The 17,757-nt window shown below is 37.2% G+C and carries 15 protein-coding genes and 3 pseudogenes; 6 read left to right on the forward strand and 12 right to left on the reverse strand.

The genetic code is table 11. The features are described from left to right. Nucleotides 1–131 precede the first annotated feature (131 nt). Nucleotides 132–837, forward strand: a pseudogene (locus V7068_RS12475) (Dph6-related ATP pyrophosphatase). Nucleotides 838–1,127: 290 nt separating this feature from the next. Here the strand turns inward: V7068_RS12475 and V7068_RS12480 are convergent. From V7068_RS12480 to V7068_RS12500, 5 genes are all read right to left on the reverse strand, one after another. Beyond that, nucleotides 1,128–2,669 carry a carbon-nitrogen hydrolase family protein gene (locus V7068_RS12480; RefSeq protein WP_499713064.1) on the reverse strand — a complete coding sequence of 514 codons (1,542 nt, stop codon included), beginning with the start codon at nt 2,667–2,669 and terminating at the stop codon, nt 1,128–1,130. Nucleotides 2,670–3,064: 395 nt separating this feature from the next. Then, the gene (locus V7068_RS12485; RefSeq protein ID WP_499713065.1) at nt 3,065–3,991 is read right to left on the reverse strand and encodes an AEC family transporter; all 927 of its coding nucleotides are present in this window, start codon (nt 3,989–3,991) and stop codon (nt 3,065–3,067) included. Nucleotides 3,992–4,080: 89 nt separating this feature from the next. After that, a complete protein-coding gene (locus V7068_RS12490) occupies nt 4,081–4,401 on the reverse strand; it encodes a hypothetical protein (RefSeq protein WP_499713066.1) in 321 nt (106 codons plus the stop codon). A 148-nt stretch (nt 4,402–4,549) separates the two neighbouring features. Next, nucleotides 4,550–5,422 (reverse strand): LysR family transcriptional regulator, encoded by an 873-nt coding sequence (locus tag V7068_RS12495; RefSeq protein ID WP_499713067.1) that lies wholly within the window; start codon nt 5,420–5,422, stop codon nt 4,550–4,552. Between the two features lie 347 nt (nt 5,423–5,769). Further along, nucleotides 5,770–6,780 (reverse strand): DUF3231 family protein, encoded by a 1,011-nt coding sequence (locus V7068_RS12500; RefSeq protein ID WP_499713068.1) that lies wholly within the window; start codon nt 6,778–6,780, stop codon nt 5,770–5,772. A 411-nt stretch (nt 6,781–7,191) separates the two neighbouring features. Here V7068_RS12500 and bcaP point away from each other — a divergent pair, with 411 nt between their 5' ends. Next, nucleotides 7,192–8,583, forward strand: coding sequence for a branched-chain amino acid transporter BcaP (gene bcaP / locus V7068_RS12505; protein WP_499713069.1), 1,392 nt, complete (start codon nt 7,192–7,194; stop codon nt 8,581–8,583). 116 nt (nt 8,584–8,699) lie between these two features. On the opposite strand, the gene V7068_RS12510 is transcribed toward bcaP, so the two are convergent. Continuing rightward, nucleotides 8,700–9,956 carry a DUF445 domain-containing protein gene (locus V7068_RS12510; protein WP_499713070.1) on the reverse strand — a complete coding sequence of 419 codons (1,257 nt, stop codon included), beginning with the start codon at nt 9,954–9,956 and terminating at the stop codon, nt 8,700–8,702. A 95-nt stretch (nt 9,957–10,051) separates the two neighbouring features. Here V7068_RS12510 and V7068_RS12515 point away from each other — a divergent pair, with 95 nt between their 5' ends. Together V7068_RS12515 and V7068_RS12520 are read left to right on the forward strand one after the other, a co-directional pair. Further along, nucleotides 10,052–10,192 carry a tyrosine-type recombinase/integrase gene (locus tag V7068_RS12515; RefSeq protein WP_499713091.1) on the forward strand — a complete coding sequence of 47 codons (141 nt, stop codon included), beginning with the start codon at nt 10,052–10,054 and terminating at the stop codon, nt 10,190–10,192. A 113-nt stretch (nt 10,193–10,305) separates the two neighbouring features. Continuing rightward, nucleotides 10,306–10,554 (forward strand): IS3 family transposase, encoded by a 249-nt coding sequence (locus tag V7068_RS12520; protein WP_499713092.1) that lies wholly within the window; start codon nt 10,306–10,308, stop codon nt 10,552–10,554. On the opposite strand, the gene V7068_RS12525 is transcribed toward V7068_RS12520, so the two are convergent. The 6 genes and pseudogenes from V7068_RS12525 to V7068_RS12550 form a co-directional block, all read right to left on the reverse strand. After that, nucleotides 10,464–11,447, reverse strand: coding sequence for a tRNA dihydrouridine synthase (locus V7068_RS12525; RefSeq protein WP_499713093.1), 984 nt, complete (start codon nt 11,445–11,447; stop codon nt 10,464–10,466). The genes V7068_RS12520 and V7068_RS12525 overlap by 91 nt on opposite strands. Nucleotides 11,448–11,908: 461 nt before the next feature. After that, nucleotides 11,909–12,592: an RraA family protein gene (locus V7068_RS12530; RefSeq protein WP_499713071.1), complete on the reverse strand. Its 684-nt coding sequence runs from the start codon at nt 12,590–12,592 to the stop codon at nt 11,909–11,911. 49 nt (nt 12,593–12,641) lie between these two features. Then, a pseudogene (locus V7068_RS12535) lies at nt 12,642–12,818 on the reverse strand (anion permease); the annotation flags it as partial. Nucleotides 12,819–12,823: 5 nt separating this feature from the next. Further along, entirely contained in the window at nt 12,824–13,015 is a 192-nt protein-coding gene (locus V7068_RS12540; RefSeq protein WP_499713072.1) for a hypothetical protein, read from the reverse strand. A 189-nt stretch (nt 13,016–13,204) separates the two neighbouring features. After that, on the reverse strand, nt 13,205–14,539 hold the full coding sequence (locus V7068_RS12545) for an RNA-guided endonuclease InsQ/TnpB family protein (protein ID WP_499713073.1): 1,335 nt from the start codon (nt 14,537–14,539) through the stop codon (nt 13,205–13,207). A gap of 274 nt (nt 14,540–14,813) precedes the next feature. Continuing rightward, nucleotides 14,814–15,854 carry an NAD(P)-dependent alcohol dehydrogenase gene (locus tag V7068_RS12550; RefSeq protein WP_499713074.1) on the reverse strand — a complete coding sequence of 347 codons (1,041 nt, stop codon included), beginning with the start codon at nt 15,852–15,854 and terminating at the stop codon, nt 14,814–14,816. 390 nt (nt 15,855–16,244) lie between these two features. On the opposite strand from V7068_RS12550, the gene V7068_RS12555 reads away from it, so the two are divergent. Together V7068_RS12555 and V7068_RS12560 are read left to right on the forward strand one after the other, a co-directional pair. Then, entirely contained in the window at nt 16,245–16,661 is a 417-nt protein-coding gene (locus tag V7068_RS12555; protein ID WP_499713094.1) for a MerR family transcriptional regulator, read from the forward strand. Nucleotides 16,662–16,826: 165 nt separating this feature from the next. Then, nucleotides 16,827–17,535 (forward strand): annotated as a pseudogene (locus V7068_RS12560) (SDR family oxidoreductase). Nucleotides 17,536–17,757: the final 222 nt, after the last annotated feature.

Below are 17,757 nucleotides of genomic sequence, written 5' to 3' on the forward strand. Positions count from 1 at the left end.
GAGCTATTATTTGTTGTAATTGTTCGATTTCTCTAATATATTACGTTGAATACTATAATAACGGTAAGTACTTTCTCTTCTTACAGTTAGTAAACCGCAATCTATTTAATTTTAAATGGTGAAAGATATGAATGGCAGAATTAATAGATTGGAAAAATAGTGCTCGCAGGCATAAATTTATAGCTTCTTTTAGCGGAGGAAAGGATAGTGTCTTGGCTCTATATAAAGCAGTGAAGGTTGGAGAAGCGATTGGACTAATTGTCATGCTGGAGGAAGAAGGGAAACGTTCCAGATCCCATGCAATGCCGTGCCCAAGCTCAATCGATAGGTTTGCCCGTATATACTGCAGCTGCAAGTTGGATAGATTATGAAAAAGTATTTATGCGCCTTTTAGAAAAAGCTAAAAATCAAGGAGCAGAAGTGTTAGTAACTGGAGACCTAGATATGCCTGCTCATGACTGTTGACATGAAAAGGTTACGAAGAATGCTGGATTAAAGCTTGGGATGCCTTTATGGGAAATGAACTATCGTGAAGCTGTCGAAGACTTCATAAATCTAGGATTTGTAACGATTATTGTAACTGTTAATTTATCCCTTGGAATGCGAGAGGACGATTTAGGGCGAACGTTAACCCATGAATACGTGAGGGAGCTTGAAACTCGTGGTATTGACCCCTGCGGAGAAGGTGGCGAGTTCCATACCACAGTAATAGATGGGCCTATTTTTAAACATCCTATTCCGGTTCGGAAATGTGAGATTATTAAGGACGGAGAATATGCTTTTTTGCCTTTGGAGCTAGATCAGATGGCGGATATGGGGGTACCTTATAAAGTATAAAATAACATAAAAAAGAGACAGTTTTCTCCCAAGATTACAGGGGCTGTCTCTCCTCTGAATTTTCAGCCTATGGAAAGATTGTTGGCTTGGTATAGAAAAGTAAGAACAGCGCGCAATATATGTTAATTGAAAACCTATCCATTACTTGAATAAGATAAAGCGTCCTTCCTTTATTTCTTCGTTCCGCTTACAAATTCCTGAGTTTTTGCTGACGGAAAGAAATCAAAAAGGATGCCAATCACCATATCCTGATGCCTGACACCCAAAGTTACAAACAACTTAATCTTACTTTAATCTATTCTATTCAATTCAATTCGATACAAATCACGTCGTCGATCGCGTAATTGGCGCAGCGAACCAGAATTTCGAGAACGTCTCAGCTTCTCAAGGTCAACGTCACCAACAACGACGGTATCGATGTTAGCATCACATTCTCCTACAATCCCATCCCTTGCAAATTCAAAATCGGAAGGCGAAAAAATTCCAGATTGCGCGTACTGAATATCCACATTCTCAACATGTGTTAAGTTGCCCACGGTTCCAGCGATACAGGTATATACTTGGTTCTCAATCGCACGTGCTTGAGCACAGTAGCGAACACGGAGGTACCCCTGACGATCCTCTGTACAAAAAGGTACAAAAATAATGTTCGCACCCTTATCAACAGCAATCCTTGCAAGTTCTGGAAACTCGATGTCGTAAGAAACTTGGATAGCAATCTTTCCGCAATCTGTGTTAAACACATGAATTTCGTTTCCTTCTGAAATGCCCCACCATTTTTTTTCGTTTGGTGTTATGTGAAGTTTGGACTGTTTTTCTATCGTGCCGTCACGGCGGAATAGGAAACCGACATTGTAGACATCTCCATTCTCTTCAACGAAATGTGACCCACCAACAATGTTTATGTTATATCGTACTGCGAGTGCCGTAAACAAATCGATATATTGATTTGTATAGGTTGCCAGTCGTCGAACTGCCTGATCCGGTCGTTTTTCTTCGAGAAATGATAATAATTGGGTTGTAAATATTTCTGGAAATACAACAAAATCAGATCCGAAATCAGCCGCGACGTCGACATAATACTCAATTTGCCGATTAAAATCCTGAAACGAGTCAATCTTTTTCATCATATACTGAACCGCACAGATTCTAACCGGGAACGATGTGCGATAAATCCGCTTATTCTTGGGACGATAATCGACGTTGTTCCATTCCATCAAGGTAGCCATAGAAGCAGATGCTTTGTCATCTGGCAGATAGCTTGTGTTGATACGTTTAATCGTAAACCCCTGTAGAAGCTGAAAGGACAAAACGGGATCATAAATACTGTGCTTTTCAACTGCTGCAACATATTCACGAGCCGTCATTTCATTCTTGTGTTTGTGGTAATTTGGGATTCGTCCGCCGATAATGATGCTTTGAAGATTTAGTCGAACAGCGAGTTCCTTGCGCGCCTCGTAAAGGCGAGCTCCTAGTTTCATACGCCGGTATTCTGGATCGACCATTACTTCAATTCCGTATAAATTGTTCCCATCGGGGTCGTGATTCGTAATATACCCGTTATCTGTGATAACATCCCATGTGTGCTGGTCATCATATTCTTCAAAATTGACGATTAAACTTGAACAGGACCCTACAATCTTATCCTCATATTCCACGCAAAATTGACCCTCGGGGAAAATTCGAATATGACTTACCAATTGCTCCCTCTTCCATGGCTCCATATTAGGGAAGCAAACTTTCCCTAACTTTATAATTTCATCAATGTCTTCGATTCGTATGTTGCGAATGATTATTTTCTTCTCGTATTTTGACAAATCTGTCTCTGACACGTTCTCACACCCTTGCTCTAGTTGTAAAGCTATGTAGTTTTCTTGAAAATATCCTTCTTCTATTTAATGCCATTTTCATTTATGATTCCCTTTAATTACATAATTAATGATACATATTAAAAATTGACCCTAGTCAAAATTTCCATTTTCCTCTGAGCCTTGCGAATAAATGATCTTTTATATAAACCCCATCTACTAATACCTCCCATTTTGTGACATCGTCTTTTTAGCAAAATTAGTAGGATGATGCTTACTCCACTCCTTATGTCATTCGCATTGTAAGGAATGGATATGTTATTAAGCGTACACCTGCTTTAATTCTTTGTCACGTTAAACGAAAGACTGTAAATTAAGGTATTCTACAGCATTGCTGAATTTCAAGATATAAATGCTTTTTAAGAAAATAACAAATGGGCCAAAAAAATAACTATGGTTACTGTCATCATACTGAATACGGTAGACAATAAAACCGCTTGCGCAGCATATTCAGGATGATTTCCATATTCAAGTGCGAACAGCGAACTATTTCTTGAAGTTGGAAAAGAGCTCGCAATAAACAATGACTGTGCTGTAGTACCATCCAGCTTTAATAGTAAAATAACGAGGAACGCAATACATGGTGAAAGAATTAACCTTCCAATAAGGCTCAGCACTAAAGGCAGCGAAAATCTCGTTATTTTTAGGAAAGCACTTTGTGCACCAAGTGTAATAAGTGCTATAGCTAAAAATGCGTTTGAAGTATTTTTGATAGGGGTCCATATGTATTCTGGAATTTTTATAGAAACTGTATGAAGAAAAAAACCAAGTAAAAAAGCGTATAAGACCGGATTTCTCAAAAACGTTTTTATCGCCTGGAATTTTGCCTTATCAACAGAAACAGAATTAAATAACCCATAAGTATAAGTTAGGAGATTTTGAAAGATCATAACGACTATTTGTATGGATAGTCCAAGAGGATTATACTGAAAAACAACCTGACTGACAGGTAATCCAAAGTTCCCCGAATTACTTAGTACAACACTGTTTTTAAAGGTTGCTGAAAGACCGCTCTCAAATTTCGCCATTTTAGAGATTCCTGTACTGAGTATCATTAAACAAAGACCTTGTATGACAAGGAAACTAAGAATATGCAGAAGCGTATCTTCTTTAATTTCACTCTCATAAACATTGGCAAAACTCACAGCAGGCATTAGTAAATATGAATTTAATTTAGATAAGGTACGCATGTCTAATTTAAATCTTCTATGAAGAAGTGCTCCAACTCCAATAAGTGCAAATATGGGAAAAATAACGTTCAAAGTAATATGAAATAAAACGTCCATAAAATAATCCTTTCCATTTTAAGAATAATAAGCGCAATGGGAACTTGTAATTTTATTAGAATAAAAGTCTGTATAATGCTTAAGCTGCTTTAATCCTTCCAATATGGTTCAAAAATTTGTATATAGATGCTATAGCCATTGTTATATTTTATTGTTAATGCTATATCATACCGTCCATAGGTTTCGTCGTAGATCTGTTCGATTCCACTAATCGGTAAGTAAAAGTATTTTCCTGTATTAGGTTCGCTAACTACTATTCTCCCTGATTGGGTATGAATTTTTGCCCCCTCAACGTAAGTCATAAAACTAAACCCAACGATCCCTTCGATTTCATCCTTTATGATTGCATCGAAATCTCTCCCTTCGTGCTCCATTAAAAATGTAATAAGTTTCTTTGAATTGTCCTCCAATTGCTCTCCCCCCCATCCATTTCATTTTAAAAACAATACCCAAATAGTTGAAATACAAATAAATTATCGAAGTTCATTCAAAAAAGGAATGACAACATCTCCTGTTTGACACCAAATAAAAAAAGCCTGAGCAGTTGCCCACGCTTTCCTAAATAGTAGATTTAAAATCCAATTTTTTCACAAATTCTATAAATTCTTTAACTACTTTGATTTCAAGGTATTCTTTAGGATACAACATCCAAGTTCTTCTTACAATCGGATTCCCTTTTCTATCTTTTAGAATGATTCGATTAAGGTTTTGATGTTCCTGTACAAGAACACTCGGAAGTATCCCGTATCCCAAACCGTTCAATATCATTTCTTTGCAAGTATCAGCTTTATCCACTTCCATACCGATAAAAGGCGGCTGTGAAAATTCCCCACGCCACCAATTATCAATCATGGTCTTGAGTAAAACATCTGTTTCATATTCAATTCTCGGTAGGGATGGCAGATCACGAAGTTCAATTTTTTCTAATGATGTTACACAGAGATTTTCCTCAAAGAGTAGTATTTTTGAATCTGACCACTGATAGTCCCCACGGACCATCCCAATATGAACATCCCCACTATATACAAGATTAAATACATCCCTGCTCCATCCCGTTGTAACTTTGTAATTTACTTTTGGAAACTGTTCACGAAAAAGCTTTAAAAGATGTGGCAGCTTGTGCCTTGTTATGTAATTAGAAACTCCTAATCGTAAGGTTCCGCTAACCTCTTCATCCATATTAGATACTGTATCCTTAATCTGTTGGAGACGATACAGCATTTCATCCGCACATTGAACTAAATATTCTCCTTGTGGTGTAAAGTGAACGCCTTTTGTTCCTCTTTTAACAATTACTACTTGATATTCTTTCTCTATTTGTTGAATCTTTTTCGTTAATGCTGGTTGGGATAGATATAAGCTCTCAGCCGTTTTTGTAATATTCTTTTTTTCATAAAGCACCTTTAAGATTGTCCAGTCCCGTTCATCCATTTTCTTATCCACCTTATTTACTATTGATGTTACAAAAAAATCATTCAATCACTATTTAGATTATCATAGAAAAATTATTCTTGTTAAGTTAACCTCCATTAGAGTTTTAGTACATGATTTCACATTCAATTTGTAAACAGAGGGATTCCTTCATTCAGTCGGTATAAAAAACAAAGTCTCTGACCTGGAAGATCAAAGACTTTGTTTTATTAATAATTATTTATTAAGTGAACCAATTAATCTATTTAATGCTTAGTGAATTGGCATTACCGAACGTTGTTTGCAATGCCAATGTTTTATGTCCCTTATAAAACCATATAGATAACATTAACCCACTATCATATTTACTATTTTGAAGCTAAGTTATCTCGATCAATGGCTTTTGGTGGTTGTTCCATCCAGCCTTGATCAATCATAATATTGGTCCCATCCTCAACATATAGCCCTATATCCGCTAAAAACTTTGCATATATTCCACCTAAATCTCTTCTTCCGTTAAGAGAGGCTCCGTTTCCAGCAGTTCTTATTTTCATTGAAAACATTTCGATTTTATGGGCTAGCATTAATTTATCTGAAAATGGTGAAATGGTGGATTCACTTACTAAGTGATCCAATAGTGGAGGAGATGGCAAATTGTCCTTATGCAGTTTCTGAGAACTAATTTCTATATGTTTGTTTGTCAGCTCCTTTCCACGTATGAAAAATTCCTGAATAATTTCATTTTCTGCTACTTGACTAAAACCTATTAGTAATGCTTTGCTTGCTAAATTATTTTCGATATTATCATAGAGATGTGTAATCTCTAATGCATGAAGAGGTCTAATATCCCCCAAAAAACCATTTAGATAACTTTGTTTTTTTATAAAATCAACTTTTTCTGGTGTTGGAATTTGTGGGGGCTTTATATAAAGTCCTTTTTCCATTAATGTATTATTAACCTCAGTTAATAAATTTACTGTGGAATTAAGGGTTTTGATAAAAAAATCTCTTATGTCTTCTCTTGTCACTAGAGGTATTGCTATTGAATAAATGCTCATTCCTGCTTTACCAGTATACTTCAAATAGCTAAGGTAAAATTCATCTGAAAATAACCTTGGAGCACCTAAGTTTACATCTTCATCCGTAAACCCAATTGGTATAGGAAAGTTTTCTTGAATAAATATTTCTTTAATACTTTTCACAATCGTCTCACTTAAATTTAAGGCGTTTTCTACAACTTTTTTGATATCTTGGTCATCGATATGTTGAAGATAAAAACTAAGAACACACTTAGCCATAGTATTCCCTGTATAAGTTACCCAAAGCTTTCCCATTTCAGCAGATGTTAATGTTTCATTAAATGGTTTAATCGTTTCCATTTCAATCTCCTCGATTTCATTTTCATATAGTTTTTATATGCTAGCCAAAAAGTATTCATTTGATTAAATCATTTATTAATGAAAACAGGTACTATTGGTGCGTAAAATATATGTTTCCCTCTTTAAACTCTACTACCTTCGCTGGCACATTTGCTTTTCCATTAAATGGCCCATTTGTTGAACAAAGATTAAAAGCACTCTTCAACATTATTATGATAATATTTTTTTGGTTCGTTTTTATAAANNACTATGTACCCATCCGTATAACCTATTTTCCCCTAATTCTCATTCCAACTTAAAAAGTCATTATTTGACAAAATAATTATTAAGTCGACAAAAAAGATTTGACCTTTAAAAAATAAACGTATAAAATTTTCACATATTTGCGAAAAGAAAGAATGAGGGTTGATTGTGAAAAATGTATTATTTAGGAGAAAAAATATTGGCGAATTGCTGAAAAAAAACGGAAAAGTCCAACTGGAGCAAACTTTAGGAGCATTTGATTTAGTGCTGCTTGGGGTAGGAGCCATTGTTGGGACAGGTATATTCATTCTTCCTGGGACAGTCGCTGCGGAGCATGCTGGACCAGCGATAATTTTTTCATTTATTATTGCTGCTATTGTCTGTGCATTGGCAGGTATGTGTTATTCAGAATTTTCTTCAGCCGTACCAGTAACAGGTAGTGCATATACGTATGGATACATTGTGTTTGGAGAATTGATTGCTTGGTTAGTTGGGTGGGCTTTGCTTTTAGAATATGGATTAGCCGTTGCAGCGGTTGCAACTGGTTGGTCTGCTTATTTAAGTGCTTTGTTAGAAGGATTTAATATTACCATTCCAAAGGCCATCTCTGGCTCTTTTAATCCGGCAGATGGAACATATATAAATGTACCGGCTATAGCCATTATATTTGCCACTGCTTTTTTATTAACATTAGGAATAAAAGAATCTACGAGATTTAATGCAATCATGGTATTCATTAAGGTCTTCGTTATTCTTTTATTTATTGGAGTAGGTGTTTTTTATGTTGAGCCTGCTAATTGGCAACCATTTATGCCATTCGGAATGACTGGTGTTATGAATGGGGCAGCTCTTGTTTTCTTTGCTTATCTTGGGTTCGACGCTGTTTCGTCAGCGGCTGAAGAGGTAAAGAATCCACAGCGTAATATGCCAATTGGAATTATCGGATCGTTATTTATTTGTACAATCCTTTACGTAACTGTTTCACTTGTTTTGACTGGGATGGTTTCATATACGCAACTAAATGTAAGTGACCCCGTTAGCTTCGTTATGCAGCTGGTTCACCAAGATTGGGTGGCTGGTATTATTTCACTTGGTGCTGTTGTTGGGATGATGACCGTTATACTTGTTATGTGCTATGGCGGGACAAGACTTCTTTATGCGTTTGGCCGTGATGGCTTGCTGCCGAAAAGTATGTGTGAGCTTAGTAAAAAGTATAAAACACCCGTTAAAAATACGTGGGTATTTGCAATACTTGTAGCTTTCTGTGCCGGCTTCGTGCCGTTGTCTAAACTAGCAGAATTAGTGAACATGGGAACATTACTTGCATTTACAATCGTTTCACTCGGAGTGATCTACTTAAGAAAAAACAAGAGCATACCATCAGGTGGTTTTAAAGTACCATTCTTCCCCATCTTACCGATTGTATCATTCCTATTATGTGTATTTTTAATTACTCAGCTCTCTGCCCATACATGGATTGCATGCGGTATTTGGTTTGTATTTGGATTACTCATCTATTTTGTTTATGGTAAAAAGCATAGCTTAATGAATAAAGAATAAGAAATACAAGAAGTGAGCTTACGTTGTCCCGAAGAGACATGTAAGCTCACTTTTCTTTTTAGATAAGAATAAACTGAGAGAAACGAATCCGTAAACTTGATTCGTACTAAAGGATACTATACTAGTCTAAACAGAGCTTGTACAGCTGTTAGGAAAATCCCTATTACAAAACCACAAACTGCCCCGTTAACACGAATCCATTGCAGATCTTTCCCTATATTATTTTCTATCATATCAACAAGTGTTTCATTGTCTAACTTGTCTAAATTCTCTTGTACAAGATTGCCAATTTGTGAATGATTATTTTCAACCAGCACTGCTATTTGTTTTTGTATCCAATGATCAATGTTGGTGCTATTTTCTTGGATGTTGTCTAGTATGCGGCTCATCAATGGAATAAGATAATTATCCATAAAATCTTTATCCTCTACGAAAACCAATGCCTTTTCTTGAATTCGTTGCAGACTTTCCGTTATTGTTTGATCAGGCTCCCATTTCGCCAGCAGTTGATTTTTCCATTTCTCAACGCTTTCTACTAGTTCGCGGTTATCATTTATACCTTGTAACTCTTTCCGGATATATAAGAGTAAAGCTTCTCGATTCGCTTCACCCTCGTGTTTCAAACTATTGACCACACTTAATAATAGGTTTTGCACAATATTGCCGAGTTTTTCCTCGTTCAGTAAACCTTGAATAGACTTAAGAACAAACTGCAGCATGCCATCTGCTTCAATCTTATTGATTATATTCATAGAAACAGTGCCTAACCGGTGACTAGTCTGTTCTTTTCTTAACCAAGTCTCAGCTTTTTTCAAAATATAATCCAAAGCTTTCTTATCAACCTGTTCACTAATTAGCTGTGAGCTTATTAATTGAAGAAATTTTCTCATTTCAACGTTAGTAAGCGTCAAGGTTATTTGTTTTTTAATGAAAGGTGTAAGCTTTTCAACGTCTATGTAACGAATCAGTTTCTTAATCAATTGAATAAGACCTTTTCTAAAAGAATCTGTTTGCATCTGTTTGGCTATGATGGCGATTAGCTTTTCTGTAAAAGGAATGTGTTTTACTTTTTCTTGGATGCTTTCCTTAGAAAGCCAGTCATTTTTTACTACCGAAACAAGTGCATTTGACATTCTTTTACGATTATTGGGCAGTAAAGCTGTATGGGGGATGGGTAATCCAAGCGGGCGGCGAAATAGTGCAGTAACTGCAAACCAATCGGCTAATCCACCAACAAGCCCAGCTTCAAAACCTCCGTGTAATAAACCACCCCACAATGAACCTTCAAACGGTGTGGTTGCAATATAACCTAATCCCATAATAATTAGTGAATATCTAGCAATTTTTCTTGACGATTTTGTTTTAGTTGACATTATATTCCCTCATCCTTCAATGATATACAACATTTAATATAACCAAAGTAGTAGCAAATTTCATCACAGTTCTTTATAAAAACCCCATTCGATTAATTAAAAAATCAGAAGTGAAGAAAATATCTATTCATGGCTTACGACAGACCAATGCAACGCTATTAATGAAACAAGGCGTCAATCCAAAAATTGTCAGCCAACGTATCGGTCATGCAAATAGAAACAGTGAGCAAATTTGAAAAAATGCTAGGTTAAAAGTGAAGGAATTCTGTTTATAAATCAAAACAAGAAAATGGAGAAATAATGATCTTCCTCATTTGCGTACTTTTAATTTGTAAATTCATAACCTAATATAGATTACTATAATAACAAACGTATAAAGCAAAAATTGGCGGGCATGAGTCCGGTTCAATACCGCCTTCACACCAGCCAATTACGTATAAACTCTAACTTTTTGGGGACACACCAGTTTAACGTCCTACTTCTCTTTCACCTTGAATTGGGACACTTCTACTGTTCTCCCATTCCAGTAAGATTCTTTGACTCAAAGTTATCGAGCAATGCACGCACTTCATCTGTTGACGCTGTGTTCATTAATTGATTTCTTAATTCACTCGCCCCTCGGAATCCTTTGACATAAATCTTAAAAAAGCGATGAAGAGCCTTGAACGAACGCAGCTCTAATTCTGAATATTTATCATGGAGATCCAGATGCAGCCTTAAGAGATCAAGCAATTCCTCACTACTATGATCTTTCGGCTCTTTTTCAAAGGCAAATGGATTATTGAAAATACCACGCCCAATCATAACCCCATCAATACCATATTGTTGTGCAAGCTTTAAGCCAGTCTGACGGTCAGGGATATCCCCATTGATCGTCAAGAGTGTATCTGGTGCCACCTCGTCACGAAGTTTCTTAATTTCCGGGATTAGTTCCCAATGAGCATCTACTTTGCTCATTTCCTTTCTTGTACGCAGATGAATGGAAAGATTAACAATGTCTTGTTTCAATATGTGTGTCAGCCAGTCGCGCCATTCGTCTACCTCCGTGTAACCAAGCCTTGTCTTTACACTTACGGGCAACCCTCCTGCTTTTGCTGCTTGTATTAAATCCGCTGCAACTTCCGGACGACGGATAAGGCCGCTTCCCTTCCCATTCTGTGTCACATTAGGTACAGGACAGCCCATATTGATATCCACTCCCTTAAACCCAAGTTCCGCCATACCAATACTCATTTGCCGAAAATTTCCAGGCTTATCCCCCCATATATGGGCTACAATTGGTTGTTCATCCTCTGTAAAAGTCAAACGCCCACGCACACTACTCTTCCCCTCTGGGTGACAATAGCTTTCCGAGTTTGTAAACTCTGTAAAAAACACATCCGGTCTAGCTGCTTCACTCACTACATGACGAAAAACAACATCCGTCACATCTTCCATTGGTGCCAGTATAAAAAAAGGTCGTGGTAAATCACGCCAAAAATTATCTATCATATTCAAATTCAAATCCTCTCATGATGGGATACCAGGCCAACCCCTTGTCCCAAAATTAAAAAGCAAAATGTCTCTGCTTCCTTTACACTTATACCATGCTTAAGCACTTTTTATCAAACGAATCGTAAATGTTTATTTTAACTTTGCAATCTCTGTACAACCAAAATAATCTCCTGCTAAAATCCACCTTATCCACCAGCATTCCACTGTTCGAGTTAAAATAAAGCTTTGCTAAAAAAGAAAATTGAAAGAACACTGGATTGACAAGGGTTTAACAGGAAAAAGACCTCGAAATCGCAAAAGTATACTTTAGCGAAATCGGGGTCGGACTGTTTAATATTATCGTTTTGTCATTGTATTAATTAGCGTGCTAAATACTTGTGTCCTATCCATTTGTGGATGATCTCTCCAAAATGTGCCAGATAGCAATAACCCGCAATCATTTTATGCCTATTGATGAATTACTTTTTAATGAATTCACAATGCTCTTGATTTAATTTTTCATAAACCCACTTTAAATCTAAGCCTTTTCCTTTTTCTATTTTTTCTAAGATAGCTGCTTCTTTATTCTGGAGTTCCAACACTTTTTGTTGTAATTCTTTTGCCTCTTCGGGCTTTATAACGATAACGCCATCATCATCTCCTATGATGATATCTCCAGGACAAACAACCTTTCCTCCAATACTAACAGGAACATTTATCTCTCCTGGACCATTTCTATAAGGACCATTCGGTGTTCGTCCTTTCGCAAAAATAGGTAAGTCCATTTGACTTAATACTTCGTAATCCCTAATACAACCATCAATTAAGAAACCACCCAATTTTTTTGATTGTGCAAGTTTCGACAGAACTTCTCCTACTAGTGCTCGATCCATACATCCTTCTCCATCAATGACAAGGATATCGCCCGGCAGCGCTCTTTCAATAGCAAGAAAAATTAATAGATTATCCCCGCTTGGCACTTTAACGGTATAGGCTGGTCCAAGCAAATTTTGTTTATTGACTTTTTGAATAGATGAGTCAATTGCAGCCATTTTATTCATACAATCCCCAACGTTGGCAGCTTGCATACCTGCAAAACCTAGAATTAACTCCGTTGATGGTCTTTCAATGTCTTCAAAAACACGAAAACCTATATTTGACATAAAAAATCTCCCTTTTGAACCAATATCAAAGTTTATTTTAGTTTATCTTTTACCATAAACCAAGTACTTTCCACCAGAGTCCTCCAACAACACCCCAAATAATAATATGAATGACTGAAACGCCAAATCCGATTAACCACCATTTATCTTGCGAAACATAGCCTGAACCAAAGAATACAGGAGCAGGACCGGAGCCGTGATGGGTCAGACATCCGAACAAGTTACTTTTTATTATGCTGCACTTGAAATTGATTTTTTAGCTTTTTTCTTTTCGGATATTTTAAATACATAGCTAACAATAATCGGACAGACTATGGCAGATATTACACATGCTGCGGCAACAACGGCTGGTGTAGCTACAGCGTTTCCAGTTGTTGACCCTGTTGCTAAACCAACTATAGGATTTTCTTTAAATAACTTCAAAAGTACGTAAGCTCCAATTCCAGTGAATGCAGCTATTAATCCTACTGACCACTCCCATGGCTGAAGCCAGTGGGGTTCTTTCTCGCAAACATTCCACTTACAAACTTCCACAGGAAGGTGCAGGGGTGAAACTTGGGCGAGCAACTTTTGAGAGAAAAACAGTCTTTCAAAAGGGCAAGGTCGGTGCCACTACGCCATTCGACTGGCGATACTTGGTTCTTTCTTCGGTTTATCCTTGGGATGTTTCGTTTTTTGTCTGATTTCTTCAGACAAAAAGCGTTTATACCAAATCGGTTGTTTGAATAGGACCGAATAAAGAGATTGGACTGCCATCGTATGTTTTTTACGGGTAATATTTTGTGCTCCGTTTACATCACGATGGATTTCTGTTTTATGAACAGAACAAATAAAGTGTCTTCCTTTCGCTTGATGTCGTCCGTTACAAAACGGACAATCTTGAGAGGTGTAGCTTTCTTCTGTTTCCTCTACTTTTATCCCCATCAATGCAGCTTTATAGGTGAGTTTTTGTTTCATTTTCCCTTGGTTCCACAACGACAGTTGTTGCCTTCTGACTTTACTAGTTTTTTGTTTCTTTTTCTCGTTCTTCTTTGTCAATTTTTCAATGCCTGATACATTGCCTATCACGAAATGTGTAACTTGTTCTTCGACTAAAAAAGAAACGACTTCTTTTGTGGTTTTATGTTCCAACTCTTTGAGTTGATTTTTACTCGTTTGACGAATGCGGTGTTTGGCTTGTTTATACTTTTTCCATTGATTAGAGCCTTTTTTACAGCGAGACATCTTTTTACTTAACTCCGCCAATACTTTCGCTCGGAATTGAGAGATACTACGCATGGCTCGTCCTGAAACAAGAAGAGCCTTGTTTTCTGTCGCGACTGCCACGGCATGAATTTCTCCTAAATCAGCACCAGCCGCCTTTTTATCAAACGATGATACATCCCTTTCAGGGACTTGCACAGTATAACAAAACCAATAGGCACCGTCTCTCCATACAATTTCTGCGTAGTTACATTCATCTAACGGTTCCTCCGAAAGATTAGGAAGAAGAATAGCCTCATTTTTCTTTGGAAATTTTTCGTTCCAATTCTTCTTTTTCTTTTTAGTCAACAATTCAGGAAGTGAAAATCCGTAGGATGCCTTTTTTATCGAGATGGTATCTTTGGTTATATCCATCGATGCTTTTTTTAATGGGATGCAATAATAGTATTTTCTTCTCCACGGATACTTCGCTTTTTTATCCGTTTTTCGAAGCTGTCGAATCGTTTCTCGATTCGCTTCATACTTATCCGCAATGGCTTGAACGGTCTGAGAATGGAGCTGATACGTTTGTTTTCGAACAGATTGAATCTCTGTTTTACTTAACCACTTTTTACGAGAAACATAATAAGAAGTCGCTTCTCGAACGATATCATTCCATACAGAAGCTGCTTCTCTCTGCATCATTCTTAATTCTTCATATAGATATTTCTCATAGGGAATACGAAATGAGTGTGTAACAAACATGTTTTTTTCCTCCTCTCTTGTTTTCTATAAAACCATTATAAAAGAACACATGTTCTCATTACAAGAAATACACCCACAACACGAAAAAATCGAACCATTAACGTGTCACGAGACACGCCTGGTTCGACCTCACTATCAGCCCACCTCTAAAGAAGTGGGCTTTCTCGTTCGGGAAATCTGTAAATTAAGATGCTTGTAAGACAAAAACTCTATTCTAAAGCTTAAAAAGTTAAAATAAAAAAGGATGACCAATAGAACTTATCATTTACGCAGCTTACATTGTGCTGATGTCAATCACAAATCGATACTTCACATCTGAAGCTAATACACGTTCGTAGGCTTCGTCAATTTGGTCGGCTGAAATGACTTCAATCTTAGGAACAATGTTATGTTCTGCACAGAACTCCAACATTTCCCGAGTCTCACGGATGCCTCCAATCATTGAACCTGCAAATGAACGACGATGACCGATTAAATTAAACACGTTTAGTGACAACGGCTCTGCAGGAGCACCGACATTTACGAGAGTTCCATCAAGAGTAAGAAGTCCTAAATATGCATCCAAGTTAATCTTTGCACTTACTGTGTTAATAATTAAGTCAAAGGTTCCGGCAAGTTTCTCGAATGTTTCTGAATCTCTTGTGGCATAGTAGTTGTCTGCGCCCAATTGCAAACCATCTTCCTTCTTCTTCAATGTTTGCGACAGAACGGTAACCTCGGCACCCATGGCATGTGCAATTTGGACAGCCATATGACCAAGACCACCCATACCAACAACAGCTACTTTCTTACCTGGGCCAGCTCCCCAATGATTTAGTGGGGAATATGTCGTAATACCTGCGCATAGTAATGGTGCTGCGGCATCAAGCTCAATGCTATCAGGAATTCTGACTACAAAGTCCTCCGTTACGACAATGTGGGTAGAGTAACCACCTTGAGTAGGCTCTCCGTATTTGTCAACACCCGCATAGGTGGGGATATTTCCTTTAAGACAGTATTGTTCTTCTCCTTTACAGCAGTTGTCGCATTCGCCGCAGGAGTCAACCATACATCCGACCCCTACACGATCACCAACCTTGTACTTCGTGACCTCAGCTCCTACATCCGTGACAATTCCCGCAATCTCATGTCCAGGTACGAGTGGATAGTTCACTGGACCCCATTCTCCATGTGCAGTATGGATGTCAGAATGGCATATTCCTGCATATTTAATTTCAATTAGAACATCATGCAAATCAAGATCGCGTCGTTTAATTTCAGCAGCTCGAAACGGTTTGTCTGGACCGTCAACAGCTCGTGCTTTAGCAGTTATCATAAAAAAAAGCCTCCTATTAATTTATATTTTTCAAGAGAATGCGCTTATACCGGTATAAATGAAGAACTCAATTTACAATTCCCCTTCATTCATTTCTATCTCCACTTTTTTCTCTTGCAAAACAATGTTAATCCCTATAGTTAACTCTAGGTCAAGCAATTAGTTTATATTTCTTTTGAAAATCCCCCCAGCCATACAAGTTTCATATCATCTATCAATCTAGCCTATAGCTAACCACATTTTTTTAAAAGTAAGTATAGCTCTAATGCACAAAGTCGATTTCTACTTTCCCTATAAGACGACTTTGACATCCAAAAAATACCGTGATAAAATCCCCTTACAACATAGAGTTAACTCGAAGTCTATACCCATAAAAAGGGGAGATAAATGATGAAGACATATTCTATCAGCGAAGTGGCAAATGAATTAAATCTTACAGTATATACCTTGCGTTACTACGATAAAGAGGGGCTTATGCCTTTTGTAGAACGGACACCTAGCGGAACACGATTGTTTAAAGAATCCGATATCGGTGCTTTAAAAGTAATTGAATGTCTGAAAGCCACGGGGATGCCTATTAAGGAAATTAAAAATTTCATTGATTGGTGTTCTGATGGGGATTCCACGTTGCAGCAAAGATATGACATGTTCGTGGAACGAAAAGCACTTGTAGAAGCACAGATGGAAGGATTTAAAAAAACAATGGAGCTTATCGAACATAAATGTTCATATTACAAGACTGCTTTAGATGCCGGAACGGAAGATATTCATAAAAATGATAAAATAGAGATTTCCTTTACTAATTAATAGAAAACCACCTGTCATTCATTAAAGGAATAAATTCAACGCCTTTAAGAACTTCCTGTTCATTATTGATTTTATGTTCCTATCCTACTTTCTTTTATTAGATTTTTAGGGTGTAAGAAAATTTACTCTAACCCAAGATTAATAGTCGAAAATGGGGGTTTTAAAATGTTAAAGGATATAAAAGTTGCACTTGTCACCGGCGGGAATCGAGGAATTGGATATGAGCTGGTCAAACAATTGGCTTTGAAAGGTTTTAAGGTCGTTTTAACAAGTCGAAATCCAGAGATGGGTCATGAAGCAGTGCAAAAACTTAAAGATTCAAATCTTAACGTTTCCTTTGTGGTGATGGACGTAGACAATCAAGAAAGCATCTACCATGCAGCTGCTACAGTTAAAAAGGAGTATGGAAAATTAGACGTATTGATTAATAATGCCTGGTGTATATTTGGATGATAATAAAAAGCTAGCGGCTATGGACCCTTCCATTCTAGAGAGAACGATGGCAACGAATTTCTTCGGCGCTTACCATGTCATCCGTTCCTTTATTCCTATCATGGAACAACAAGGCTATGGGAGAATTATTAATGTTTCCTCAGAATATGGAGCGATGAGCGAAATGTCCTATCCAGGAGTAGGCGCATATAAGTTGTCTAAACTTGCCCTAAATGGATTAACACAATTGATAGCTGCAGAAATCAAAGGTGATATCAAAATAAATGCGGTCGATCCGGGATGGGTAAGCACCGATATGGGTGGACCATCTGCTTCAAGAAATCCTAAGCAAGCTGCTGAGTCTATCCTTTGGTTAGCGACGACTGGATCTGATGGACCTAACGGGGAATTCTTCAGAGATGGAGAACGAATCGGTTGGTAACAAAACAGTATGAACAAATTATTTGGTGCTTAAGTGTTGTTCGATGAAACCTAATTTTTCAATTGTTATTGTTTAAAAAAGAATTAAAGAAGAAAAGCCGATTTCCTTTTACTGAGATAATCGGCTTTTTCTATAACTTTGTAAAGGAATATACTTAAACTAAACTGCGACATTCACCGCATCAGGCATTCCATCTTATTCCGATTCAAGAAAGAATATCTT

Origin of the sequence: Bacillus sp. JJ634, assembly GCF_036962285.1 — a bacterium.
Classification (GTDB): domain Bacteria; phylum Bacillota; class Bacilli; order Bacillales; family DSM-1321; genus Peribacillus; species Peribacillus asahii_A.

Excerpts from the sequence above, each read along its gene's own strand:
- V7068_RS12485 (WP_499713065.1), bottom strand. The coding sequence starts at position 3,991 with ATGGACGTTTTATTTCATATTACTTTGAACGTTATTTTTCCCATATTT.
- V7068_RS12495 (WP_499713067.1), bottom strand. The coding sequence starts at position 5,422 with ATGGATGAACGGGACTGGACAATCTTAAAGGTGCTTTATGAAAAAAAG.
- V7068_RS12500 (WP_499713068.1), bottom strand. The coding sequence starts at position 6,780 with ATGGAAACGATTAAACCATTTAATGAAACATTAACATCTGCTGAAATG.
- V7068_RS12510 (WP_499713070.1), bottom strand. The coding sequence starts at position 9,956 with ATGTCAACTAAAACAAAATCGTCAAGAAAAATTGCTAGATATTCACTA.
- V7068_RS12525 (WP_499713093.1), bottom strand. The coding sequence starts at position 11,447 with ATGATAGATAATTTTTGGCGTGATTTACCACGACCTTTTTTTATACTG.
- V7068_RS12530 (WP_499713071.1), bottom strand. The coding sequence starts at position 12,592 with ATGTCAAATATAGGTTTTCGTGTTTTTGAAGACATTGAAAGACCATCA.
- V7068_RS12545 (WP_499713073.1), bottom strand. The coding sequence starts at position 14,539 with ATGTTTGTTACACACTCATTTCGTATTCCCTATGAGAAATATCTATAT.
- V7068_RS12550 (WP_499713074.1), bottom strand. The coding sequence starts at position 15,854 with ATGATAACTGCTAAAGCACGAGCTGTTGACGGTCCAGACAAACCGTTT.
- V7068_RS12555 (WP_499713094.1), top strand. The coding sequence starts at position 16,245 with ATGAAGACATATTCTATCAGCGAAGTGGCAAATGAATTAAATCTTACA.